Genomic DNA, 16,700 nt, shown 5'->3' with positions numbered 1-16,700 from the left:
CGCCCTCGTTAGGCTCGTGAACAGGGATCAGCTGCAACGAGGGGGAGAGGCATGACGACAACGACCGAGATGTCGGTGCTGAGCGGGCGCAAGAAGGCCGCGCTCGTCGCGGCGGGTGTCGGCGGCTGGCTCGTCCTCGGCGTTCTCATCGAGAAGGTCATGGGGCTGATCGCCTACGCATCTACTTCTGGCTCGCTGGAGATGGACTCTGGCGCCTACCTGTGGTCGGACATCCCGTACCGCTCCGGCACGTTCATCGTCCCCATCACGGTGGGGCTCTTCCTTGCGTGGGCCTATGTGGTGCGAATAACCGGTGCGGAGGGCTTGCGGACGGCGATCATGCGGTCGATCGTTGCCGCCGTGCTCGCCTCCGTTTTCTACGCGCTGGTGAGGGTGATCGTCGACCTTGTGATCGCGACTTCTCTCGACCGGTCGGTCTTTGCCAACTCCTTCCCTCAACTGACCTACGGCGGCGCTGGTATTCCGGTGCTCCTCACCTGGTCGTTGCAGAGCGCGATCGTCGTCGTCGTCGACATCGTTCCGCTCGCTGTACTCGGCGGAATTCTCCTGTGGCACTGGCTTCGCCGGGACGCGCCGACACGGGAGAGCGTCGTTTGACCGTAGTGCCGCCGGTCAGGTATTGTTGACCCTTGGTGTCTGCAGGGCTGAGCCCGCTGTGATGCCCGCGATCTTTTAGCAAGATATCTTTCATAGCAACACCCCAATCAGAGGAATCCACGTGGTTTACGCAGTTGTGCGCGCCGGAGGGCGGCAGGAGAAGGTCGAGGTTGGCTCGATCGTTGTGCTCGACCGTTTGTCGGCTGAGCAGGGCGGTACGGTCGAGCTCGCTCCTGTGCTGTTCGTCGATGGTGACAAGATCACCCACGACGCGAAGGCGCTCGAGAAGATCAAGGTCAAGGCTGAGGTGCTCGGCAACGAGCGTGGCCCCAAGATCGTCATCCAGAAGTTCAAGAACAAGACCGGATACAAGAAGCGCCAGGGCCACCGCCAGGAGCTCACTCGTATCAAGATCACCAGCATCGCGTAGGGAGCTGAGCACTAATGGCACACAAAAAGGGAGCTAGCTCCACCCGTAACGGCCGCGACTCGAACGCGCAGTACCTCGGCGTCAAGCGCTTCGGTGGCCAGGTCGTCAAGTCGGGCGAGATCATCGTTCGCCAGCGCGGCACGCACTTCCACCCCGGCGTGAACGTCGGCCGTGGTGGCGACGACACGCTGTTCGCGCTGGCCGCTGGTGCGGTCGAGTTCGGCGCGAAGGGCGGCCGCAAGGTCGTCAACATCGTCACCGACTAGGTTTTCGACTGCTCGCACCGCGAGCTGTTCGACCCAGCGTCACGGAGAGCGGGCTTCGGCTCGCTTTTCCCGTTTAACACGCGGTACCGCACAAGCAAGCACGACAGGGAGGTTCATCATGGCGTCATTTGTTGACCAGGTGACACTTCACCTGCGTGCCGGTCACGGCGGCAACGGCTGCGTCTCGGTTCGTCGCGAGAAGTTCAAGCCGCTCGCTGGCCCCGACGGTGGCAACGGCGGCGACGGCGGCGACATCGTCCTCGTCTCGTCCCCACAGGTGACAACGCTTCTCGGGTTCCACCGTTCGCCCCACCGCAAGTCGGACCACGGCCAGCCTGGTATGGGAGACAACCGCGCGGGCACGTCCGGCCGGGAACTCATCCTCGAGGTGCCCGTGGGCACTGTCGTCAAGGATCCTGATGGCACGGAGCTCGTCGATCTCGATTCCCCGGGCATGCGTTTCGTCGTGGCCCCCGGTGGCCAGGGCGGTCTCGGCAATGCCGCTCTCGCGAACACCAAGCGCAAGGCCCCGGGCTTTGCGCTCCTCGGCACGCCCGGCTTCGAGGGTGACGTGCTCCTCGAACTCAAGATCGTCGCGGACATCGCACTCGTCGGATTCCCGTCAGCCGGAAAGTCCAGCCTCATCGCCGCGATGAGCGCGGCACGGCCCAAGATCGCCGACTACCCGTTCACCACGTTGCATCCGAACCTCGGTGTCGTGGAGTCGGGGGAGACCCGCTACACGATCGCGGATGTGCCGGGACTTATCGAGGGCGCAAGCGAAGGCAAGGGGCTGGGGCTTGAGTTCCTCCGCCATGTCGAGCGTTGTTCCGCGCTCCTCCACGTGCTCGACTGCGCAACCCTCGAGCCCGGCCGGGACCCGCTCAGTGACCTCGACATCATCCTCGGCGAGCTGGCCGCATACCCGGTTCCCGAGGGTCAGCGTCCGCTGCTCGACCGCCCCCAGCTCATCGCGCTGAACAAGGTGGACGTTCCTGAGGCGCACGATCTCGCCGAGATGGTCAAGCCCGAACTCGAGGCGCGCGGGTACCAGGTGTTCGAGGTCTCGGCGGCTACGCACTCCGGCCTGCGCGAGCTGTCCTACGCCCTCGCCGACATCGTCGAGTCCGAGCGGGCCGCCCGTGCCCTCGCCGAAACGGTCAAGCCCCGCATCGTGATCCGGCCGCGCCCGGTCGACGAGCAGGACTTCACGATCCGCGTCGAAGGCGGCACCTACGGCGACACGTTCCGTATTCTCGGCACGAAGCCCGAACGCTGGGTCGCCCAGACCGACTTCGCCAACGAGGAGGCCGTCGGCTACCTCGCCGACCGCCTGGCCAAGATCGGCACCGACGAGGCACTCTTCAAGGCTGGGGCGGTTCCCGGTTCCACTGTCATGATCGGCGGCGGTGACGGTGTGGTGTTCGATTGGGAGCCCACCATGACGTCGGCGGCCGAGCTCATCACGAGCCCGCGTGGCACCGACAGCCGATTCGACGACAACCATCGCCAGACCAACAAGGAGCGCCGCTCGAGCTACACCGAGCGCATGGATGCCAAGGCCGCTGCCCGAGCCGAGCTCGAAGCCGAGCGCGCCTCCGGCCTGTGGACCGACGACGAGGGATTTGCGGTGAGTAAGGACGACGAGTCAGATGGCTGAGGTTCGCAACCCCGCGGATGTCGCGAACGCGCGCCGTATCGTCGTGAAAGTCGGCTCGTCCTCCGTCAGCGGCCCGAATGTGTCGCAGATCGGTCCGCTGGTCGATGCGTTGGCTGCAGCGCACGCGCGGGGTGCCGAGGTGATACTCGTGTCGTCCGGTGCTATTGCCACGGGCATCCCCTATCTCAAGCTCGACTCTCGACCGACTGACCTCGCCACCCAGCAAGCCGCAGCCGCCGTGGGCCAGAACGTCCTCATCTTCCGCTACCAGCACAGCCTCGACCGGTACGGAATCGTGGCCGGCCAGATCCTGCTGACGGCGGGGGACATGGAGAACCCGACCCACCGCAGCAACGCTCAGCGTGCGGTGGAGCGGCTGCTCGGCCTGCGGATCCTGCCGATCGTCAACGAGAACGACACGGTGGCAACGCAGGAGATCCGCTTCGGTGACAACGATCGCCTTGCGGCCATGGTCTCGATCCTCGTGAGCGCGGACGTGTTGGTCCTGTTGAGCGATATCGACGCGCTGTACACGAGGCCTCCGGGGGAGCCTGGCGCGACCCGCATCGATCGTGTGCCGTTCGATGACGACCTCGCGGGCGTGACCTTCGGCGACATCGGAGTAGCAGGCGTGGGTACGGGCGGGGCAGGCACGAAGGTCGCAGCGGCCAAGCTCGCCGCGGCCGCAGGCATCCCAACGCTCCTGGCGGCAACGGGCGTGGTCGCGGGAGCCCTCGCGGGCACGGAATCCGGCACCTGGTTTGAGGCCGCTCCGGTCGTAGACTCTTCGCATGCCTGAGTCTGCTGTTCTCACCTCCCTGACTGACAAGCTCGCTGCCTCCCGCGTCGCTGCTCGCGCGCTGGCCACGGCCACGACGGCGCAGAAGAACGACGCGCTGCGGGCGATCTCTGAGGCGGTCGCCACCGGAGCGGCGAGCATCCTGCCGGCCAACGAGCTGGACCTCGCCAACGGGCGCGAGAACGGCCTGAGCGTTGCTCTCCAGGACCGACTTCGTCTCGACGAGTCCCGCCTGGCATCCCTCGCGAGCGCGGTGCTCGAGATCGTGGCGCTTCCCGATCCAGTGGGAGACGTCGTGCGTGGCTCCTCACTCGAGAACGGTCTGCAGCTCACGCAGGTTCGCGTTCCGTTCGGTGTTGTTGGTGCCATCTACGAGGCGCGCCCCAACGTGACCATCGATATCGCGGCGCTCGCGCTCAAGAGCGGCAATGCCGTGGTGTTGCGCGGAGGTTCGGCTGCCGAGAACACCAACCGCGTGCTCGTCTCCCTCATCCAGGGTGCGCTCAAGTCCGTTGGCCTCCCGGTGGAGTCCGTCCAGACCATCGACGAGTTCGGGCGCGAGGGTGCGACCCAGCTCATGCAGGCCCGCGGATACGTGGACGTGCTGATCCCACGAGGCAGCGCCCAGCTCATCGACACGGTTGTTCGCGAGTCGAAGGTCCCCGTGATCGAGACGGGCGCGGGCGTCGTGCATGTGTACCTGGATGACTCGGCCGACCTCACGACGGCCGTCGAAATCGTGCACAACGCGAAGGTGCAGCGTCCGAGTGTCTGCAACGCGCTCGAGACCCTGCTGGTCAGCGAGGCGGCCGCAGCGCGCCTGCTCCCCGCGGTGCTCGACCGTCTCCGCGCCTCGGGCGTGACGATCCACGCCGATGAGCGTGCCCGGTCGATCTTCCCCGATTCGGTTGCCGCCACCGAGGAGGACTGGGCCACCGAGTACATGTCGCTCGACCTCGCGGTTCGCGTCGTGGACGGGCTGGATGACGCGCTCGAGCACATCCGCGACTACTCCACGCACCACACCGAGTCGATCATCACCAACGACCTGTCTCGTGCCGAGCGGTTCCTCGCGGAGGTGGATTCCGCGGTCGTGATGGTGAACGCATCCACCCGTTTCACCGACGGGGGAGAGTTCGGGTTCGGTGCTGAGGTGGGTATCTCCACGCAGAAGCTCCACGCGCGAGGACCGATGGGTCTCCCCGAGCTCACGAGCACCAAGTGGATCGTGCGCGGCAGCGGACAGGTGCGCGCGTAACGCCGCTAGGATTACACGCATGAACTTTCTTGCCACCGTGCTCGCCGAGACAGAGGAACTCGCGCCCCTCCTGATGCCGCCGCTCGCATTCGCAGGCATCGCCGTCGCCGTCTTCACGCTTCTCGGCTTTGTCACGTGGAGCTACCGCGATGTGGCGAACCGCCACGCCAACAAGGCATCCAAGGGCCAGGACTCTCACGGCGCAGGCCACTAGGGCGACCACCGGCCTCCATGACTGAGCAAGCGCAGCGTCGCGCCCGCATCGGAATCATGGGCGGAACCTTCGATCCGATTCACAACGGCCACCTGGTCGCCGCGAGCGAGGTCCAGTCGAGCTTCGACCTCGACGAGGTCATCTTCGTTCCCACCGGCCAACCGTGGATGAAACCCGAGGTCACCGAGGGCGAGCATCGCTACCTCATGACGGTGATCGCCACGGCGGCCAACCCGCGCTTCACCGTGAGTCGCGTCGACATCGAGCGCAAAGGCCCTACGTACACGGTCGATACGCTCCGTGACATCCGCGCGGCCCGACCCGACGCCGACCTCTTCTTCATCACGGGCGCGGACGCCGTCGCCCAGATCCTCGAGTGGAAAGACGTCGATGAGGTCTGGAATCTCGCGCATTTCATAGCAGTTTCACGGCCAGGGCACCCCCTCACCATTAGCGGTTTACCAGAGCAGGGCGTAAGCTCGTTGGAAGTGCCGGCGTTGGCGATATCCTCCACGGATTGTCGAAGCAGGGTCAGTCGGGGCTTCCCGGTCTGGTATTTGGTACCTGATGGTGTCGTCCAATACATCGCCAAGCACCACTTGTATCGGAGCAGCAGATGACCAACTTCCAGGATCCGCAACCCCAGTCGCGGCGCGCTGCCCGGCAGGGAGAGCGCTCGAACACAGCAGAGGCAGAAGTCAACGGCTTCCCTCCGCCCGCGTCACCGGCCGCCAATGACGACATGTGGGACACCACGTCCCGTCGGGCTGCCCAGCTGCCGCCCGTGACTCCCGCGGCACCGGTCGAGTCCTTCGCACCTGCATCCCCCTCGTCGGGCAGGCGTTCCGCCTCACCGAGCCAGCCACAGGCCGCCCCGCAGCAGCCTTCCTCTGGTGAGCCCCTCGACTACGTCACCCAGCAGCGTCCACCGCTGCCGCCCGCCCCGGAGACCCGTCGGCCCCGCGCCGCCGAGTCCGCTCCGCTCGACGAGGACCTCGCACCGACGCAGGCGCTTCCGAAGGTAGACCAGCCGCAGTACCGCGTACGGGACTACAGCCCCGAGGCTCGCCGTTCCTCCGTCCCCGCACCCCCCGTGGTCGCCCAATCGCCGGCCGCCGCGCCGCCCGTGCCCGAGCAGCAGCCGACTACCGTCCAGTCATTCGAGACGCAGTCCCTCACCCTTCCTCCCGCTACTGCTCCCAGCGGTGCCGACTTTGCGACGCCCGAGCGCACCATGACGCGCCGCGAACTCCGCGCTCTCCAGCAGCAGCAGGCTCCAGCCGTCGCGGAGGAGCCACCTGCGCTCCAGGAGCCGGAGCCGGTCGCCGCTGCACCCTCCCAGGGCGCGGTGACGGGCATCCTCAACTCACTGGGATTCATCGACACAGGTGCCTTGCCCGTCGCCGTGCCCGACCCGAACGAGGCCTCCGCACTGGCGCTCGAGGAGCAGGCGCAGCAGGCCCAGCAGGCGGAGATCGTTCCGACCGAGGTCGAGTCCGCGTGGCCGTTCGCGAGTATGGATGCCACGGCGCCCGTTGCGCCAGCCGCCGCCGCTCAGCCCGCGCCCGCCCCGGCGCAGTCGCCCGTCGCTGAGCCCCTCTTCCCTCCGGCCCCCGCTCCGGAGCCCGTCGCGGAATCTCCGCTGCCTCCCGTGGCGCCCGAGCCCATCGCGAACACGGGGCTCAACGATGCTCTCGCGGAGTTCGATCGTCTTGCCGGGGCATCCGACGATGTCGAGCCGCAGGATGCCGCGCCCCAGGTCTTCCCGGAGTCGCTGGCACCTCCGACCCCCTCGGGCGTTCCCGCCCCGGAGCCGTACGCCGAGGAGCCGTTCCCGACGCCGGTGCCCTTCATCCCAGAGCCGGTCGCAGCTGAGCAGCCCGCTCCCGCCCTCGTCGTGGAGGACTCTCCGAGCTCGGAGATCACCTGGACGCCCCCGCGCGGCCACTGGTCGACCCAGCTCGACGAGGAGGACGAGTTCCACGAGACGACGATCAACCGCTCAGTCGGCACCGGCTCGACGACCACGAGTGCCTTGGTTCTCCCCTCGATTCCCGAGAGCAACATCAGCGGTCCGCTCGCCGGTTCCGGCGAGATCATGCTCACGGGCTCGATCGAGCTTCCCCAGACCTTCAGCGCGACAGGTGCTTCGGCGCGATTGGAGCACTCGAGCATCGACAAGCTGTTCGAGTCGCACGACGCGGAGGTCGTCTCGACCGAGTCATCCCCCGTGAGCGCCGTGAACGCCGTCAGCACGCGGTCGGGTTCCGGCCTCGGACAGGCACCCAAGCAGCAGGGCACGAAAGCGCTCACCGCGCTCATCATCGCCGCTGCCTCGATGGGTGCGCTCGTTGTGGTTCTCCTGGGAATCGCCGTCGCGGTGAACGCCTTCTAATGCTCATGACACGTCGACCATCGACTCAGACCCAAAGGACCATGTGACTGCATCCGACCACGCCCGCGAACTCCTCTCGGTGGCGGCTCTCGCTGCCGACGCGAAACAGGGCGAGGACCTCGTCGCACTCGATGTGTCAGGGCCGCTTCCGCTGACCGACGTCTTCCTTCTCGTGACGGGGCGCAATGAGCGCAACGTCCAGGCGATCGCCTCGGAGATCGAGGACAAGCTTCTCGAGATCGGCGCCAAGCCACTCCGCCGTGAGGGACGCGCAGAGGGGCGTTGGATCCTCCTCGACTTCGGCGACCTCGTTGTGCACGTCTTCCACGAGGAGGACCGCATGTACTACTCGCTCGAGCGTCTGTGGAAGGACTGCCCGGCCATCCCGATCACCCTGCCCGTCGCGCCGACGGTCGACTAGTGCCGACGGGAGACCTGCGGCCGCGCCCCGGCAAGGGCGTGCAGCAGTTCTCCTTTGTCGACGCCCTCGTCGCGGGCCTCTACGAGGGCGCCTTCTCGGCGGCGGATGTCGCGGCCGCTGGTGACCTCGGAGTCGGCTGCGGTGACGCCCTCGACGGAGAACTCGTGCTTGTCGACGGTCGCATGGTGCTGTGCCGCGCCAACGGCACGGTGCAGGACGTCGCTGCCGACGAACGCCTGCCGTTCGCCGAGGTCGTCGTCTTCGAGCCCACCTTCAGCCACGAGGTCGCAGGTCTCGGCGAGAAGCAGTTCGAGGACCTCATCGAGTCGCTGGTGCCGAGCAACAATCTCTTTTATGCGCTCCGGGTGGAGGCATCCTTCGATCGGATGACGGTGCGCGAGGCCGTGCGCCAGCAGGCGCCGTACCGGGGGCTCGCGGAGGCGGTGAAGGATCAGCGTGAGACAACGGTGGGGGAGACATCCGGCACCATGGTGGGGTTCAAGGGCCCCGATGTCTTCCAGGGGCTGAGTGTCGCGGACTTCCACCTGCACTATCTCGACAACGCTGGCACGTTCGGCGGTCACGTGCTCGACTTCGACCTCGTGTCGGGTGTGGTCTCGATGGAGGCCTACTCGACCTTCGTGCTGAAGCTGCCGGAGGTGGAGTCCTATCTTGCGGCTGAGCTCGACGACATCTCGGCCGATGCCGACATCCGGGCGGCCGAGGGCTCCTGACACGCGGCAGTAACCTCGCGTCTGGCATGCTCTGACTGTGACCAACACGACTAACCCCTACGCCAACCCCGTCAGCTCAGCGCCCCTGCTCAGCCCAGCCGAGGAGAAACAGTGGGCGGTGCTGACGCACGTACTGAGCATCTTCTTCGGGATCATCTCGGCCGCGGTGTTCTTCTTCCTTTTTCGCAATCGCGGACCCTTCGTACGCCACCACACCACGACCGAGTGGAACTTCCAGCTGACGGTGCTCATCATTAGCGCTGTGTTCTTCGCGCTGTGCTTTGTTTCGTTCTTCGTCTCGTTCGCAAGTGGCATGGCTGGCAGCACGTCGATGCCGCCCGGCATGGCACTGTTCTTCGTCGGTTACTTTATGATCTTCATCACGCGCATCGTCGCGGCCGTCCTGGGAATCCGGGCGGCGGTGCTCACGAACCGGGGCGAGTTCTACTCCTACCCGGCGTTCCGGTTCGCTCGGTAGGGAGTGACTCAGCGCGCGCGTCGTCGAGGGGTTCGAGCATCCGGTATAGTGATCAAGCACGTTTTCACGGGCCCGTGGCGCAGTTGGTAGCGCACCTGCATGGCATGCAGGGGGTCAGGGGTTCGAATCCCCTCGGGTCCACAATCGCAGCAACGTCGAACCCCGCCCGAGAGATTTCTCGGGCGGGGTTCTTTGTTTCTCCTGCCTCCACGAATAATGAGAGACAAGAAAAGGGGGCGGCCGGTGGTGAAGACGGTAGGCATGGCGGCAGTGTCTGCCGTAGTCGTCCTTTCTCTTTCGGGGTGTGTGCAGTCCCCACGCGATCGACTGTTGCTGGTCTTGAGCCACCTCGATACGCAGGCCGTCAACTATCTGGCCACTGAAGCGCGTGCTCAAGAGCACCTTGAGGATCTCGGGTCGACTGACAAGGTGGTTGTGTGGGACGGGGCTTCGCTGCCTACTCTGAACATGTCCACTTTGTACAGCGTCGATGTGCGACCTGGCGAAGGGGTCGTAAGCTACAGCGTCGTTTTGTACGGGTCGGAGTCGGGACCAGCCGGAGGAGGTCTCTGGTCCTCCACACTCGATGGCTACCTGTGTGTTGAGTACTCGGTCTCCGCTGTGGAGGACAGCGAGGTTCGCAGCCCAATGCGGCGAGAACTCACGTGCCCTGAGGAGCTGATCCCCACAGGTCGGACCGCGGTCGTCATCGAGCTACCCGAAGTCATCCAGGTGAGCGCCTAAGGTCGAGCGATGCGCGACAGCGGGCCGCACCCTGTCCTGACGACAGAGCACGGCCCACCGTGTACCCGAGGGCGGCTAGCCGCGTGCGTGCCTCCGGCGGGCCGCACCCAGGGCGAGGACGAGTCCAGCGCCGAGCAGGAGTGCACTCGCGAAGACGATGGCCTCCGAGATCTCGCCACCGGTGTGTGCGAGAGCGGGTGCCTCGGCCGCGGGCGGAATCACTTCACCGTCCTCGCCGATCACCGTCAGGCGCGGCGCGTACTGTGACTCGAGCTGGGCCTGGGTGGCCTGCTCGAGCGCGTAGCCCGCGTTCAGGACGGCCGCGTCATCCCATGCTCGTCCGACGATCTGCAGCGACATCGGGTATCCGTGCTCGTTGGCCCCCATCGGCACGACGACTGTCGGCACGCCGTAGTTCGAGGTGGGAACCCCGGTCGCGCGATCCGACGAGTGCTGGTTGCTGTTGCCGTCGTTGTTGTAGATATCGGAGATGAAGCCCGCGTAGACCACGAAGTCGACGTCCGCGGCATCCATCCACTGGGCGATGCGGTCCTTCGAGAGCTTGCGGGCGTCGATGCGTGCCTGGATCTGCTCGTCGGTCGGTCGCGGGACGACAGCACCACCGGTGTTGTCGGTTCCGCGGTTGTACGGGAGCACTCGCTCGTCGGCCTTGAGGGCGCTGCTGTTGGGGAACGGGAAGCTCTCCTGCTCTGAGATGTACAGCGCCCAGCCGTTGACGCTCGGCGCGCTGCCGGCCGACGGGGGAGTGCCCATCTCGACGAGCGTTGCGCCAGCCTTCTCCAGCTCGGAGAGGCTCGCGAGCACGGTCGCACCGGTGGTGTCGTCAGCGAAGCCCGAAACGAACGAGCCGGGGATGAACCCCACGCGCTTGCCTTGCAGGCCATCGACGGTGAGGTGATCCGTCCAGTCCTCGGGGCGGTGCGCGTCGGCCTCGGCCGTGAGGAGCTCGTCCGGGTCGGTGCCGGTGGTGGCGTTGAGGATGTAGGCGAGATCGGTCACGGTGCGGGCGATCGGTCCGGCGTAGTCCTGGCCGTAGGTCAGTGGCATCACACCGCGCGTGCTCGCCATGCCGTCGGTTCCGCGGAACATCGTCATGCTCGAACCCGTCGCCGGCGCGTAGAGCGAGACGCCGGTCTGCGTGCCCATGGCTCCAGCCGTGAGGCTCGCGGCGAGGGCGACGGCGGATCCACCACTCGATCCGAAGGAGGTCTTCGACGGCGAGAGCGCGTTCCAGACCTGCCCGTATCCGCTCTCCGAGCGGCTACCCGAGTTCGCCCACTCCGACAGGTTCGTCTTACCGAGGATCACGGCACCGGCTTCACGGAGCTTCGCGACCTGGTACGAGTCCTTGGCGGGTGTCCACCCCTCGAGAGCTGCTGAGCCGCCGGTTGTCGGCATGTCGTAGGTGTCGTAGATGTCCTTGATGCCCATCGGGATGCCGAGGAGCTCTCCGGTCTCGCCGGCCGCGCGCCGAGCATCCGCTGCCCGTGCCTGATCCAGCGCGTCGTCCGCCACGGTGATGAACGAGTGGAACCCGAAGGGCCCGTCGTCGTAGGCCGCGATGCGGTCGAGGTAGGCCTGCGTGATCTGCTCGGATGTGACGACTCCGAGCTCCATGTCGGCCTGCAGCTCGGCGATCGACTTGCTGACGACGTCGTACGTGATGGCCGTCGTGGTCGGCGCGGGCGCGGGCGTCGGTGGCAGCTCGAGAGTCAGCGACGTGCCGCAGTCATCGGATGGCAGGTCCCAGTTGGCCACGGTGCACAGCTCGTCGTCCGACAGGCCCTCGACGCTCGGCGTGGTCGCCAACGCGGTGAGGGCGGTGCTCGCCGTCGCCACGGAGTCCGGTCCCGGTGTTCCCGCATAGACGTAGCGCAGGAGCGACTGGGTCTCGCCCGGGTCGATGGTGAGGGTGTTCACGAATCCGTAGAAGTTGGCTTCGTGACCTGTCGTCACGAGGGCGGTCTCGAAGGGATTGCGCTCCTGGTTGCCGGTGCGCACCATCGCTCCCTCGAAGGGGGCCGGTGAGCCGAGCACGGTACCGATCGGCCTATTGCCCGCCGCGACGGGCTGCGACACAACGGCCCACGAGTCGGCGGGGGAGATGGTGGTGTCACCGTCCGTCGTTGCCGCGACGGTGCCCTGCTGGTTTCCCGAGCCGTATCCGAGGGCGCCGCCAAACGAGACGTCGACCGTGATCGGTGAGCTGGAGGTGTTCGTGAAGGTGTCGAAGTAGCGCGCCGAGTCGGACGCGGACTGCAGATCGACGCGTCGGGACACCGCGACGTCGCCGAGCGGAACGGAGACGGTGCTCGAGAACGTGGAGACGCCATCGAAGGTGAGACCGAAGCCTCGCATCATCTGGCCGTTCATGAGGGGAGCGGATCCGGCTCCCGCGACGCGGACGAAGATGTTGCCGTACCCGTCCACCCGGGTGTTGTTGATCGCACGAATGCTCCCGGTGTCGAGTCCGGGTCGTGCGCTGTCGTGGATCTGCCATTCTGCGCCAGCGGTCGGCACCGTGGTCACTGCGGACGCCGGGACAACACCGGCGGACAGGGCTACGGCGATGGCCGTGATGCCGGCAGCGACGGTTCCGAGGCGTCTTGCTCGGTGATGGGGAGTAGTTCTCAAGGTCATTCCGCACTCCAGGGGTAGTGGCATCCGGGCGCGGTCGGGTCCACTCCCAATGCGATCAAGTGATTGCATCTCGAAAGTATGGGATTGGTGTTTCCTTTCGTTGCGGAAATATTTCGCCGACATTTCGGGACGCGCGACACATGCTCGGTTAAGTTGCCAGTCCAGATAATTGGAGGCCTCTGGAGCGAGGTTCGTGGAGCTGTCGGGCCTCAGGCTCACGTCGATCTCCGGATTAATCGGGTTCGAAGGCTTGTGATCCAGCATGTGAGCGATAACAATTGGTGCAAGCGCCGCCCCGTTCGGGGGCCGAACGATCCGTTCACGGCGCAGATTCCCCATACAACGAAGTACGAGGAGAAATGTTGTTCAACGCACCCAATCGAAGAATCACAGCCCCGCGCGCTCTGGCGCTCGGGGTTGCGGCGACTCTGTGTCTCGGCGTCATCGCCGCGGCACCCGTCGCTGCTGACCCCCTGGAAACCGGCTTGTTGCACCACTTCAAGCTCGACGAGACGACCGGAACAGTCATCGCCAACAGTGGAAGCGCCGGAGCCGCCGCCAATGCGACGCTGGTGAACCCCGAGAAGGCAGACCTCACCGGAAAGGGCGTCCGGTTCAACCCGGATGGATATGCCACGTCGCTCGATGGCGCCTACGTCAGGCTGCCCAACAACCTCACGGCGGGTCTCACGAACTTCACCATCGACTACGAGGTGTGGATCGACCCGGCCAATGTGGGTGACCACCAGATCTGGAGCCTGGGAAGCAAGTCCGGCTCGTGCGACGTGGCGACCGGAGCCCTGGGGTCGATCTTCGCATCGAACACGCAGCGGTATCGTGTCGCCGCAGGGTCGTCCAACGTGCAGCAGAACCGGGTGCGGCTGCAGGAGGGCGTCTGGAAGCATGTCACGTACACGCAGGCGGCCAACAGCGGCGGCACGACGTGGACGGGCACGCTCTACATCGACGGCGTGCAGCACGCCCAGGTCACGAACATCGCAACGCCGCCGTCGGTCAACGCCGCCGGAACCAACTGCAACTACCTCGCACGGTCCCAGACCCCCGCGAACTACTCGTTCAAGGGAACTCTCGCCGACTTCCGGGTCTACGACTGGGCCCTGAGTGCCGTCGATGCGGCAACGCAGACCGAATTGTCGAATGACGCTGGCGTCGAAGCGGATGCCGCGGCCATCGACCTCGGGCTCACCTCCGCGATCGTCGACAACATCGAGCTCCCCAAGCTCGGCACCGAGGCCGGTTCCACCATCACGTGGTCCAGCTCGAACTCCTCGGTCGCCAACGTCGTCGTGCCACCGGCAGTGAACAGTGCACGAAAAGTGCCGGTCACGGCCGTGATCACTCGCCCAGCGGTGGGTGAACCGGATGCCACGGCCATCCTCACGGCGACCCTCCGCAAGGGCGTCGACTCGCAAACGGTGCGCCAGATCCCCATCACGGTCAAGGCCGTCTTCGGCGACCAGAGTTCTGTGGACAGGGACGCGCTGGACCTCGAGCTCTACGACACCGAGAACGTGCGGGGCAACATCACTCTGCCGAGTGTGGGCGAATTCGGCTCGACGATCACGTGGGAGTCCACGAGTGACCTCGTCTCGCACACCGGAGAGGTCACGCGGCCCTCGTATGGGCACGCGGAGGTCGAGGCAACACTGACCGCGACGGTCGCGAAGGGTTCCGCGCAGGTCACGAAGGACTTCGACATCGTGATCAAGCCGCTGCCCCGCGAGGAGGAGAAGGAACGGTACTTCCTCGGCTACTTCAAGGGGGAGGGGCTCTCGGACGGCGAGCAGATCATGTTCGCGACCTCCAACGGCAACACCGCACTGGACTGGACAGGCCTCACGGGCGGCACGCCGTCGCTCGTCTCGCAGTTGGGTGACCAGGGCCTGCGCGACCCGCACATCGTGCGCTCGCCCGACGGCGACACGTTCTACATGATCGCCACCGACCTGAACTGGTACGACCAAGGGGGCTACGCGATCAACGACACCCAGTACATCGAGGTGTTCGAGTCGAACGACCTCGTGAACTGGACACCTCAGCGGCACGTGAAGGTCGCACCGGACAACGCTGGCAACGCCTTCGCACCGGAATCGCTCTGGGTCGAGGAGACGGGGGAGTACGCCGTGTTCTGGGCGCAGTCGATGTGGGATGACCCGATCAACCGCACCGGGCAGGGCAACGCGCAGATGTGGTACAACACGACTCGCGACTTCCAGACGTTCTCAGAACCGAAGGTGTGGCAGAACCCCGCGCCGCTCTCGCGCATCGACACGACCGCGATCAAGGTGGGCGAGTACTACTACCGCGTGACCAAGAACGAGGCCGGCAACTCCGGGTCGGACATCTTCTCCGAGAAGCACACCGATTTCCTCGACAGCAACATCAACAACTGGCAGCTCGTCGCACCCGCCCTCGGCAGGACGACGTGGCAGTCGAACGCAGGCTACGAGGGTCCGGTGATCTTCGAGGCGAACCCCGGAGACACCGCGTGCCCCGGCCAGTTCTACCTCTGGGGCGACCGCTACACCAACGGCGGCGGCTACCAGGCGGCCTGCCAGGCGAACATCGAGGCGCCCACCTGGGATGCCAAGACGATCACCATGACGAATGCGGGCGTGCAGCGTCCCCGCCACGGAACGGTGATCCCGATCACCCTCCGCGAGTGGAACAGCATTCGCGGCATCCCGAACACCGACGTCGCTACGACGACGGAGCTCTCCGTCGCGCCGCAGGTCGGCGAGGGTGCCGAAACGGATGCCACGGCGACCGTTGCGGCGACCGACGGCTACGAAGCGGGCGGCCAGGTGCGGTTCTCGGTCGGATCGTGGTCGGAGACCGCGTACCTGGTCGATGGCGAAGCATCGGTGACGCTTCCGACCGACCTGGTCGCGGGCGAGTACGAGCTGACGGCCGAGTTCCTCGGTTTCGAGATCCTCGAGGCCTCCGAGGATTCGGCGGCTCTCGAGGTGATCGCGGCCCCCGTCGATCTCGTCGACCGGGTGTCGGGCACCAACCGCTACGACACCGCCGTGCAGATCTCACAGCAGGCATACCCGGATGGTGCGGACATCGTGTTCGTCGCGAACGGCACGAACTACCCGGATGCACTCTCCGCGGGTCCCGCGGCGGCGTTCTCCGGTGGTCCGCTCCTGCTCGTGGCGCCCGACGCGGTGCCCGAGATCGTGACCCAGGAGATCGCTCGTCTCGGCGCCGACCACATCGTGGTCGTCGGTGGCACGCCATCGGTCTCCGCGGCGGCATACAACCACCTGGATTCGCTTGAGGGAACGATCGAGCGGATCGCTGGCGCCGACCGGTACGAGACATCCCGCCTCATCGCGCAGAACGTGTTCGGTGAGGCGGGTGCTCCGGTGGCTTACGTGTCGACGGGAACGAACTTCCCTGACGCGCTGACGGGAGGTGCTGCTGCGGGTTCTCAGGATGCACCGGTGATCCTGGTGAACGGGGCGGCAACCGATCTCGACTCGGCGACGAGCGCGCTGCTCGACGAACTCGAGGTGGGAACCATCAAGGTGCTGGGAAGCACAGCGAGCGTCTCCGCGGGAATCTACGCCGACCTGCAGGCGGTCGCATCCACGGAGCGACTCGCCGGCGCGAACCGCTACGAGACCGCCAGGGCGATCAACGCTGACGCGTACGAGAGCGCGGAGCGGGTGCTGCTGACAACAGGTACGAACTTCCCCGACGCTCTGGCGGGCTCCGCCTGGGCGGGAGCAGCGGGAGTTCCCCTCTTCGTGGTGCAGCCGACGTGTGTACCTCAGGGTGTTCTCGATGACATCGAGGCACTCGGGGCAACGCATGTGACGCTGCTGGGCGGGGAGCCGTCACTGAGCTCGTCGGTGGCGCTCCTGGCATCCTGCACCCCGTAGAAACAAACGTTGCGGCCTGCCGCCGCTATGTGAGCGTGAACCTTGTGAAAGGGGATTCGTTTTCCTGACACGGTTCGCACCGATGTGGGCACCTCTCCTGAGGTGCCCACA

General features: G+C 66.0%; 15 protein-coding genes and 1 tRNA gene. 15 read left to right on the top strand and 1 reads right to left on the bottom strand.

Going from position 1 to position 16,700, the window contains the following annotated elements:
- Positions 1-51 precede the first annotated feature (51 nt).
- The 14 genes from HDC94_RS11030 to HDC94_RS10965 all read left to right on the top strand — a co-directional run bounded on the left by HDC94_RS11030 (position 52) and on the right by HDC94_RS10965 (position 10,017).
- A complete protein-coding gene (locus HDC94_RS11030) occupies positions 52-618 on the top strand; it encodes a hypothetical protein (RefSeq protein ID WP_179497514.1) in 567 nt (188 codons plus the stop codon).
- 121 nt (positions 619-739) lie between these two features.
- Positions 740-1,048, top strand: a complete 309-nt coding sequence (gene rplU / locus HDC94_RS11025) for a 50S ribosomal protein L21 (RefSeq protein ID WP_179497512.1) — start codon at positions 740-742, stop codon at positions 1,046-1,048.
- Positions 1,049-1,062: 14 nt separating this feature from the next.
- A complete protein-coding gene (gene rpmA / locus HDC94_RS11020) occupies positions 1,063-1,314 on the top strand; it encodes a 50S ribosomal protein L27 (RefSeq protein WP_179497510.1) in 252 nt (83 codons plus the stop codon).
- A 118-nt stretch (positions 1,315-1,432) separates the two neighbouring features.
- On the top strand, positions 1,433-2,974 hold the full coding sequence (gene obgE / locus HDC94_RS11015) for a GTPase ObgE (RefSeq protein ID WP_179497508.1): 1,542 nt from the start codon (positions 1,433-1,435) through the stop codon (positions 2,972-2,974).
- A complete protein-coding gene (proB, locus tag HDC94_RS11010; RefSeq protein ID WP_179497506.1) occupies positions 2,967-3,773 on the top strand; it encodes a glutamate 5-kinase in 807 nt (268 codons plus the stop codon). The genes obgE and proB overlap by 8 nt, the downstream gene beginning before the upstream one ends.
- Entirely contained in the window at positions 3,766-5,031 is a 1,266-nt protein-coding gene (locus tag HDC94_RS11005) for a glutamate-5-semialdehyde dehydrogenase (RefSeq protein WP_179497504.1), read from the top strand. Before proB ends, HDC94_RS11005 begins: the two co-directional genes overlap by 8 nt.
- A 19-nt stretch (positions 5,032-5,050) precedes the next feature.
- Positions 5,051-5,245 (top strand): hypothetical protein, encoded by a 195-nt coding sequence (locus tag HDC94_RS11000; protein ID WP_179497502.1) that lies wholly within the window; start codon positions 5,051-5,053, stop codon positions 5,243-5,245.
- Positions 5,246-5,262: 17 nt separating this feature from the next.
- Positions 5,263-5,865, top strand: coding sequence for a nicotinate-nucleotide adenylyltransferase (gene nadD / locus HDC94_RS10995; protein ID WP_179497500.1), 603 nt, complete (start codon positions 5,263-5,265; stop codon positions 5,863-5,865).
- Complete coding sequence (locus HDC94_RS10990) at positions 5,862-7,640, top strand: hypothetical protein (RefSeq protein ID WP_179497498.1); 1,779 nt, start codon at positions 5,862-5,864, stop codon at positions 7,638-7,640. Before nadD ends, HDC94_RS10990 begins: the two co-directional genes overlap by 4 nt.
- A 43-nt stretch (positions 7,641-7,683) precedes the next feature.
- Positions 7,684-8,061: a ribosome silencing factor gene (rsfS, locus tag HDC94_RS10985; RefSeq protein ID WP_179497496.1), complete on the top strand. Its 378-nt coding sequence runs from the start codon at positions 7,684-7,686 to the stop codon at positions 8,059-8,061.
- Complete coding sequence (gene budA, locus HDC94_RS10980) at positions 8,061-8,795, top strand: acetolactate decarboxylase (protein WP_179497494.1); 735 nt, start codon at positions 8,061-8,063, stop codon at positions 8,793-8,795. Before rsfS ends, budA begins: the two co-directional genes overlap by 1 nt.
- 37 nt (positions 8,796-8,832) lie before the next feature.
- The gene (locus HDC94_RS10975) at positions 8,833-9,273 is read left to right on the top strand and encodes a DUF4870 domain-containing protein (RefSeq protein ID WP_179497492.1); all 441 of its coding nucleotides are present in this window, start codon (positions 8,833-8,835) and stop codon (positions 9,271-9,273) included.
- A gap of 68 nt (positions 9,274-9,341) precedes the next feature.
- A tRNA-Ala gene (locus tag HDC94_RS10970) sits at positions 9,342-9,414 on the top strand.
- A gap of 102 nt (positions 9,415-9,516) precedes the next feature.
- A complete protein-coding gene (locus HDC94_RS10965) occupies positions 9,517-10,017 on the top strand; it encodes a hypothetical protein (RefSeq protein ID WP_179497490.1) in 501 nt (166 codons plus the stop codon).
- A 75-nt stretch (positions 10,018-10,092) separates the two neighbouring features.
- Here HDC94_RS10965 and HDC94_RS10960 read toward each other — a convergent pair whose 3' ends face one another.
- Positions 10,093-12,678 carry an amidase gene (locus tag HDC94_RS10960; RefSeq protein WP_179497488.1) on the bottom strand — a complete coding sequence of 862 codons (2,586 nt, stop codon included), beginning with the start codon at positions 12,676-12,678 and terminating at the stop codon, positions 10,093-10,095.
- A 359-nt stretch (positions 12,679-13,037) separates the two neighbouring features.
- On the opposite strand from HDC94_RS10960, the gene HDC94_RS10955 reads away from it, so the two are divergent.
- Complete coding sequence (locus HDC94_RS10955; RefSeq protein ID WP_179497487.1) at positions 13,038-16,589, top strand: cell wall-binding repeat-containing protein; 3,552 nt, start codon at positions 13,038-13,040, stop codon at positions 16,587-16,589.
- Positions 16,590-16,700: the final 111 nt, after the last annotated feature.

Source organism: Leifsonia sp. AK011 (assembly GCF_013410945.1).
Classification (GTDB): domain Bacteria; phylum Actinomycetota; class Actinomycetes; order Actinomycetales; family Microbacteriaceae; genus Rhodoglobus.
This window is presented reverse-complemented; position numbering and strand designations above follow the sequence as displayed.